The organism is Thioalkalivibrio sp. AKL12, assembly GCF_000377925.1.
Lineage (GTDB): Bacteria > Pseudomonadota > Gammaproteobacteria > Ectothiorhodospirales > Ectothiorhodospiraceae > Thioalkalivibrio > Thioalkalivibrio versutus.
The window spans coordinates 144,561-151,931 of the sequence record NZ_KB898897.1 but is presented as its reverse complement, the minus strand read 5'-3'; the positions used below and the strand labels follow the sequence as shown (position 1 = coordinate 151,931).

The 7,371-nt window shown below is 61.0% G+C and carries 7 protein-coding genes and 1 pseudogene; 6 read left to right on the top strand and 2 right to left on the bottom strand.

Annotated features, from left to right (window positions below; translation table 11 throughout):
- A partial coding sequence (locus D579_RS0109125) for a transposase (RefSeq protein ID WP_018951803.1) occupies positions 1-246 on the bottom strand: 246 nt, incomplete at its 3' end.
- A 250-nt stretch (positions 247-496) separates the two neighbouring features.
- On the opposite strand from D579_RS0109125, the gene D579_RS14240 reads away from it, so the two are divergent.
- The 4 genes from D579_RS14240 (at position 497) to D579_RS0109105 (ending at position 4,460) form a co-directional block, all read left to right on the top strand.
- Positions 497-997: a glycosyltransferase gene (locus D579_RS14240; protein WP_255346794.1), complete on the top strand. Its 501-nt coding sequence runs from the start codon at positions 497-499 to the stop codon at positions 995-997.
- 78 nt (positions 998-1,075) lie between these two features.
- Positions 1,076-1,921 carry an ATP-grasp fold amidoligase family protein gene (locus D579_RS14780; protein WP_081621712.1) on the top strand — a complete coding sequence of 282 codons (846 nt, stop codon included), beginning with the start codon at positions 1,076-1,078 and terminating at the stop codon, positions 1,919-1,921.
- 4 nt (positions 1,922-1,925) lie between these two features.
- Positions 1,926-3,059 carry a glycosyltransferase gene (locus D579_RS0109110; RefSeq protein ID WP_026289490.1) on the top strand — a complete coding sequence of 378 codons (1,134 nt, stop codon included), beginning with the start codon at positions 1,926-1,928 and terminating at the stop codon, positions 3,057-3,059.
- A gap of 66 nt (positions 3,060-3,125) precedes the next feature.
- On the top strand, positions 3,126-4,460 hold the full coding sequence (locus tag D579_RS0109105; RefSeq protein ID WP_020679155.1) for a hypothetical protein: 1,335 nt from the start codon (positions 3,126-3,128) through the stop codon (positions 4,458-4,460).
- Between the two features lie 273 nt (positions 4,461-4,733).
- On the opposite strand, the gene D579_RS0109100 is transcribed toward D579_RS0109105, so the two are convergent.
- Entirely contained in the window at positions 4,734-5,696 is a 963-nt protein-coding gene (locus D579_RS0109100) for a DUF2235 domain-containing protein (RefSeq protein ID WP_018951799.1), read from the bottom strand.
- A 99-nt stretch (positions 5,697-5,795) separates the two neighbouring features.
- Between D579_RS0109100 and D579_RS15335 the strand changes: the two are divergent.
- A pseudogene (locus D579_RS15335) lies at positions 5,796-6,086 on the top strand (Vi polysaccharide biosynthesis UDP-N-acetylglucosamine C-6 dehydrogenase TviB); the annotation flags it as partial.
- A gap of 140 nt (positions 6,087-6,226) precedes the next feature.
- A complete protein-coding gene (locus tag D579_RS0109090; RefSeq protein ID WP_026289489.1) occupies positions 6,227-7,360 on the top strand; it encodes a glycosyltransferase family 4 protein in 1,134 nt (377 codons plus the stop codon).
- Positions 7,361-7,371: the final 11 nt, after the last annotated feature.

Genomic DNA, 7,371 nt, shown 5'->3' with positions numbered 1-7,371 from the left:
GTCCTTCAGGGCCGTGTTCTCCAGGGCCAGCTCGGCATACATCCGTTTGAGCCGGTTGTTCTCGTCCTCCAGCTCCTTCAGCCGTCGGACGTCCGCAGCCTCCATGCCACCGTACTTCGACTTCCACTGGTAGTAGGTCGCCTCAGAGACCCCGATCTCCCGACAGACGTCCTTCACCTTCCGGCCGCCTTCGACCTGCTTCAGCGTCTGAACAATCTGACTCTCCGTAAACCGACTCTTGCGCATCTCGGCCTCCTTTGGCTCTAGTGTGCCCGGAGACTTCCAGTTTTCAATGGACCGAATTTACGGGAAGTCGACAGTGCTTGTGGACATAATCGAGACGCATTGCTCGAAATGGTTCTAGTTGTGATCTTTCAATGGGTGTCTACGGGGGGGGCTGAAGGATGCTGAAACCATGCACCGAGGACTAATCTGTTTTGGGTTCTGGATTTGACGGAGTGTATGCAATGCTGTCGACAGAGGGTGTGGGTAAAGTATCCGTGCCTTCGCTCGGCTCCGGGAAACCATGGAAGCGCGTTTGCTCATCCTCGGTGAAGGGGAGATGCGGCCGGTGCTAGAGGCGGAGGTTGAGCGGCTAACGCTCTCGGAGTATGTCTCGATGCCGGGATTCGTGAGGAATCCGTATGCACACGTGGCGCGGGCCGATGTATTGGAGTTGTCGTCACGTTGGGAAGGATTCGGAAACGTGCTGTTGGATTGGACGTTGCCATGCAGGGGTGCGCCGGTGGTGTCCACGGATTGCGATAGCGGTCCCCCCGAGATTCTGGAGGACGGTGCTTGGGGGCGCCTGGTCCCGGTGGGTGACGCGGAAGCGCTCGCGAATGCGCTGCAGGAGACGCTGGAGGAAACCGACAAGCCAGACGTGGAACAGAGGGCGCAGGCATTCACAGTGGATGCCGCCGTCGATGCGTATCTGCGACTTCTAGTACCCGAGGGCAGCGCTGCAAACCCAAACAGCGTACAGGGGGCGGAGTGAAGATGCTCCATCTCATTATGGGACGGAGTCGAACGGCAGTTGGCGGTCCAAATCGAGTAGTGGGGGTTGCAATCAAATATGCGCAGAATCATTTTTGAGAGGTTTGGGTGGCTAATTCCGGCATACGTGTTGGTGTTAGCTCACTTCGTTTACAAAAACAGGTATTGGCCCGCGCTCAGAGACCCTCGGACATTCAATGAGCGAGTAACTGCTTACAAGCTCAAGCGCCGTGACGCCCTTTTGGCATACACTGCGGACAAGTATCTGGTGAGGGACTACGTTCGTTCACGCGTGGGAGATCGGTATTTATCCAAGATAATCCGCAACTGGAACCACCCCGATGAAGTGGATGTGAGCGGTGTCGAGCTTCCTTTTATTCTCAAAGGCTCCCATGGCTGTGGGTTTAATTTGCCAATCCAATCAGACGGCGATATAGAAGAGGTGCAGCCCAGCGTTTATCGTTGGCACAACACCAATTACTACTGGTATCGCCGGGAGTGGGCCTATCGTTATCTCAAACCGCGTTTCTTTGCAGAGGAATGGCTGGGGAAAGGCGGGACGCCACCAACCGACTATAAGTTTTTTGTATGTGGAGGAAGGGTTAGGGCGGTCCAGGTCGATTTGGAGCGGACAAGTCGCCATCGGCGCGCACTCATGACACCCGATTGGCAGATGCTGGATATGCTCTACGTATACCCCCGGCCGGACTCTGCTCCGGAGAAGCCGGAGCGACTAGATGAAATGATGGAAATCGCTGAGGCTTTGGGGGAAGAATTCGAATTTGTTCGCGTAGACCTCTATGATCTTGGAGATCGAGTTGTTTTTGGCGAGTTAACGCACTACCCGCAATCCGGAACTGGGCCCTTTGGCTCCAAGGATCAGGACCTGCGATTTGGGCGGCTGGTTTTTGAAGGGGATCAGTGAGCAGATGAAGGTCCTTCATGTCATTACCGGACTGAGTCAGGGCGGCGCCGAACGGCAATTGGCGAATCTGGTGTCCGTGTCCCCGGACGAGGCCGCCGTTTTTTCGCTCAAAGAACCGGGGGTGATGGCGAGAGAAATCCGGAAGGTAGGTGTTCCGATTTATAACGGGGGCGCCCGCCGAAGCGTTTCACCCTTCTGGATACCGAAGCTGATTAAGGTCATACGGGAACTTCGTCCTGACGTGGTGATGGGGTGGATGTACCACGGCAACCTGGCCGCGTCGCTCACGCGGCGGCTGGGTCACACGGGGCCGATCCTGTGGAACGTGCGCCATTCGGTGCACGACATACGACGCGAGAAGGCGAGCACGCGCTGGGTGATACAGGCCGGTGCATGGTGCGCACAGTCCCCGGCACGCATTGTCTACAACAGTGCGACTGCCGCCGAACAGCACGAAGGCCTGGGCTATCCGCCCGACAAGCGGGTTGTGTTGCCCAATGGTTTTGACCTGGACCGCTTCAAGCCCGACCCGGGTGCGCGGAGCGCCCGGCGAGCGGAGCTGGGCGTTCCATCCGACCGGTTCCTGCTGGGTGTGGTGGGGCGTGCCCATCCGATGAAGAACCATCTTGGATGGCTGAAAGCGTTTCGGATGCTGATGGACGATGGGTTACCCGTGCACTGCGTGATGGTCGGCACCGGGGTTGCGGAGCCCGATGGCCCGCTGGCTACTGCCGTTCGTGAGGCCGGACTGGAATCGGCCGTGACGCTTCTTTCGCCCACGGATTCTCCCGAGACGCTCTACCCGGCCCTGGATCTTCTGGTGATGCCGTCGCTGTGGGGTGAGGGGTTTCCGAACGTGGTGGGTGAGGCCATGGGCTGTGGTGTGCCGGCGCTCGTGACGGATGTCGGCGATGCGAGTTCTGTAGTGGGTCAGGCAGGGTTTATGGCGGAATCGGGCGATCCGGTGCTGTTGGCTGATCGGGCTCGGTCTGCGCTCGCACATGGCCGGGAGGGCCTGGCTCGCTTGGGCGCCGGAGCTCGAGAACGCATGGTGGAGTGTTACGGGCTGGAATCGGTCGCGCAACGCTACGGTTCGTTGTTCAGCGACGTTGTGGTTGAGTGGAGGTCGGATGAGTGATGTTATTTCGCGGCCCGCTTCGCCGCGACGGGTCGCCTGGCCCAGCGCTGACGCATGGCGGGTGCTATGAGTTATACCGATATTCCAACCGGTTCGGTCGAGTTGCTGCTTACGGTCTGCCTGCTGGCCGGCTTCGCTTTGGCGGTCTTGTATGCAGGGCGCTCGGGCCAAGGATATTTGTTGCCGCTGATGGTGGCCTTCGGGATCCGGGTGGCAGCCGCGATTGTTCATCGGTTTTTTTTGGTGCTTCCTCATGGGGCGACGGATGCGGTTGCCTTCGAACGTCGGGCATGGGAGTGGGCGCAGAGTGGGTGCGGGAACCTGGGAGAGCATCTGAGCTTGGGAGAGTCGTATGTGCATAGTTGGGTGATCGGGAATATCTATGCGTGTACTGATCGCGCGCCCCTGGTGTTTCAATCGGTCAACATTGGATTGGGCCTGGTGACCGTCTATCTGGTTGGGCGCATTGCCGAGGAGCTCTGGGACCGCAAGGCGGGCGTTCGCGCTGCATGGGTGGCGGCGCTTTTCCCCATGTTCATCATCAACGCGGCGGTTCCTCTGCGGGAGGTTTGGTTTACTGCCTTCTTACTGCTTGGAGTGTTTTTGCTGGTGCGCTGGGTGCGGTCGGGAAGGGTGATCTATCTGATCGGAGCCGTGGGGGTCATTCTGGCGGCGGGCATCATCCACGGAGGGGCCGTATTCGCGCTTGTGGCGGTCACGCTGCTGCTGGCGGTCTGGGCGTTGCGGGAGGTTCTGAGGGGGGCATTCCATGGACGGGTTCGGGCCAGTGTCGTCGCGGGCGGGGCTGTGTTGATCTCTGCCGGGTCGGTCGGCGTCCTCGCGTTTGGCGATCTGCGCTTTTCGAGTATTGGCGAGGTCGGGTCGGTGATGGAGCGTGTCGACACCCTGGATGAACGTGTGGAACGAGGGGCGCGGGGCGGAAGTGCTTACCCCGATTACCTCATTCCGGCCAATCCTGCCCATGCAGTTGCGCTCACACCGGTGCGGGTTGCGTATCTATTGTTTGGGCCGCCTCCTTGGGAGGTCCGGGCTGTTATGCACGTGTTCGGTATGCTGGATGGCTTGGTGTACCTGGCGCTGGTGGTGCTGCTCCTCCGGTATTGGCGTGAGTGGTGGAGCCGGCCGGAATACCGGTTGTTGCTGGTCGTATTTCTTGCGCTGGCAGTGGTGTTCGCTTGGGGAACCAGTAATTTCGGTACCGGGATGCGGCACCGGGCCAAGTTCCTGGGGATATTGCTCGCGCTCGGGGCTGGACTGCTGGGGCGCCGCAAATGGCGCTTGGCAAGGCTCGAGGCGTTGCGCAGCCGGCCGCTTTATGAGCGGCGCAGGGTGGATGCGGGACGCAGCGTTGCAAATCAGCGTGCTAGGAACGCGACTTGATGGTGGTGTGCCTCGGGTTGCAAGCCGAAGAACGGATGTGGGGTGAAGGGAGCTGGATGTGTTCTCTCAAAAGGTGTGCCCCGCCGGTCCGGCCGGGCCGGGATGGTCGGCAGCCGGCCGCTGGCTGAGACAGGAGCGCTGGCCTCCGGGCGATGGAGATTGCCGTAGGGATCGGCCAGGGGCTGGCCTCCCACCGGCTCGCGGCCAAGGCCGCTCCTACAGGGGGTTGGGTCATCGTTGGGATGTGTGGCGCGCTGCGCGATGGGGCACGGCTCAGCGGGCGAAGAGTTCCGGCCGGTAGCCGAGGGCTTGGTGGCGGGCTTTGGCGGAGGTGTGCAGGGCCTCGGGCGGTACCTCGCGCGGGCGGTTGCCCAGATGCAGCCAGCGCAGGGCGCGGCCGGTCCAGGTGTTCCAGGGTTCGTGGATGGGGCCTGCGGGGTCGGGTGCGGTGGCTGGGTCGTGGTTCTCGATGATCTGCAGGCCGGCGTGTTCGGCGCGTTGCAGCATCCATTGCAGGGCGATTTCGGCGAGCTGGCGTTTGGGGTAGCCGCCGCCGACGTCGGCATGGGCACCGGGGAACCAGAGTTGTTCGAGGGTCTGGCGGGGTTCTGCGCGGGTTGCGTCCCACAGCAGGGGCTCGAACTTGGGGCGGCGTTCGTCGATGGCCAGGGCGTGGCAGGCGTGGGTGATTTGGGGGCTGAGTTTGGTGTCGAAGAAGCGGCGGTTGCGGTAGAGGTAGCCGAGCGAGGCGACGGTGTCCCAGGCGCCGATGAAGTGCACCGGGCAGGGGCGGGTGTGGCGGCTGCGGAAGGCGGCGGCTTCTTGCGGGTTGTTCTGCCGGGTGTAGAGGCGGGCAGCCTGGGAGACGCGGTCTTCCTGCCCGGGGTGGAGCAGGCCGCATTGTTCCAGCATGCCGGAGAGGGCGCGCACGGCGTAGGCGCCGCGGGAGAAGCCGAACAGGAATACGCGGTCGCCCTCGCGGTAGTGCTGCATGAGGAAGCGGTAGCCGTTTTCGATGTTGGCGGTGAGGCCGTGGCCGAACAGCTTGCCCAGGGTGGTGCCGATGCGGTTGTCGCGCGGCAGGCCGAACGGGGAGAAGGTGCCGACGCCGGGTTCGTAGGCGATGATCTGGTGATTGTGGTTGGGGATGCGCCGCAGAAGGTGGACGACGTTGGTGTTAACGGTGCCCTTCTGGTTACCGGTGCCGTCGCAGCAGAAGACGATGTTCCGTTCCATGGAATACCCTCGTAAGTAATGTTGCCTTGTGGGGCATTGTAGCGAGGGTTCGCGTGCGGGCGCGCAAACTGAATGGCTTAAGAGATATGACTACCCTGCAAGGTGACCTCTGGTTCCACGTCGGAAGTCGCTGAATTGTAGGATGCGCTGTATGCCGAGTGGATCACGGCGGGCAGGCTAAAGGCGTGCAGCATGCGCGTGGTGGAGGCGGCCGTCGTCATCGAGAACACGCAACGAGATGTAAGTATTCCGCTGAACAGCGAGCTGGCGATTTGATCTAACCGGCAGGGGAGCGATACCCAGGCGGTGCGGACGGTGGCGGGTTCCAAGTGGAACTTCCTGCCGTTACGCGCGGGGTTGACTGCTGGCTACTGCATGGGTGGTCAGCCGGCGGGTGAAGGTCATGTATTGAGCCAGTCGCTGATCGCTCAGTGGGCGGAGTTCCTGTAGGTCGGTCTGCGCCTTTGGGTTCGCCGGGCCGACACCAAACCTTTAAAGCCGCAAAAGCCGGCGGAAATGTGGTGCTGTTTATGGCTCGACTCTTGTTTGTGCTGAATGAGCCTAATTGGTTTGTCTCACATCGATTTGCGATTGGCTTGGCTGCGCAAGAGCGTGGTTTCGATGTACACGTGGCCGGGCCTGGAGAGGCCCCGGCGGAAATACTAAACGCGGGTATGACCTTTCACTCCGTGGACCTGTGCCGTAAGGGCATGAACCCGATAGCGGAGTGGGGCACAGGCAGTTCTCTCGTTGGCCTGTTTCGAGAAGTCCAGCCAGATATTGTCCACTTGGTGACCATCAAAGCGTACCTCTACGGTGGTATTGCGGCGCGTCTCGCGCGGGTTCCCGCCGTCGTCTCCGCGGTGGCGGGGCTGGGTATGGTGTTTTCCCGGCACGGCGTGAGAGCGCGAGCTCTACGGGCTCTGCTTTATCCGATGTTTCGGGTGGCGTTTGGGCACAGACGTCAAAAGGCCATCTTCCAGAATCAGGATGATCGGGCGGTGCTCCAGCGCTGGATCGGGATGCCGTCAGGTAAGACGGCTCTGATAAGAGGATCGGGGGTAAATCTGAGTGATTACCCGGTGCGGCCGGAACCGTCTGGTGTGCCGGTTGTATCGTTTGCTGCGCGCCTGTTGCGCGACAAGGGTGTCGCGGATCTCGTGGAGGCAGGGCGGATCCTTAAGAAACGCGGTGTGCAGGCACGTTTCTGGATTATTGGGGATGTGGATCCCGGAAATCGAGCGACCATCACGGAGCAGGAGTTGGCGACCTGGCGTGATGAGCAGATCGTGGAGTTGCTTGGATATCGAAAAGACATCCCAGAGCTTTATGCTCGATCCCATATTGTGTGCTTGCCGTCTTACTACGGGGAGGGGCTTCCTAAGGCGCTGGTGGAAGCAGCGGCCTGTGGGCGTGCCGTGATTACGACGGATCATCCAGGCTGCCGGGATGCGATTGAGCCGGGCAGGAGCGGCGTGTTGGTGCCGATCCAAGAGCCAGAGGCGTTAGCCGATGCACTGCAGTATTTGATCGAAAATCCCGGTGTACGCAAGGCCATGGGACAGGCTGGGCGGGAGCTTGCGGAGCGGGACTTCGCGATCGAGGAGATTGTTGAGGCGCATATGGCGATCTACGACGAATTGTTGCAGGGCCTGGAGCGGTAGGGCGTGGCTCT

Bases quoted from the DNA above. Each gene is read 5' to 3' on its own strand.
- D579_RS0109110 (WP_026289490.1), top strand. From the start codon at position 1,926: ATGAAGGTCCTTCATGTCATTACCGGACTGAGTCAGGGCGGCGCCGAA.
- D579_RS14780 (WP_081621712.1), top strand. From the start codon at position 1,076: ATGCGCAGAATCATTTTTGAGAGGTTTGGGTGGCTAATTCCGGCATAC.
- D579_RS0109105 (WP_020679155.1), top strand. From the start codon at position 3,126: ATGAGTTATACCGATATTCCAACCGGTTCGGTCGAGTTGCTGCTTACG.
- D579_RS0109100 (WP_018951799.1), bottom strand. From the start codon at position 5,696: ATGGAACGGAACATCGTCTTCTGCTGCGACGGCACCGGTAACCAGAAG.
- D579_RS0109090 (WP_026289489.1), top strand. From the start codon at position 6,227: ATGGCTCGACTCTTGTTTGTGCTGAATGAGCCTAATTGGTTTGTCTCA.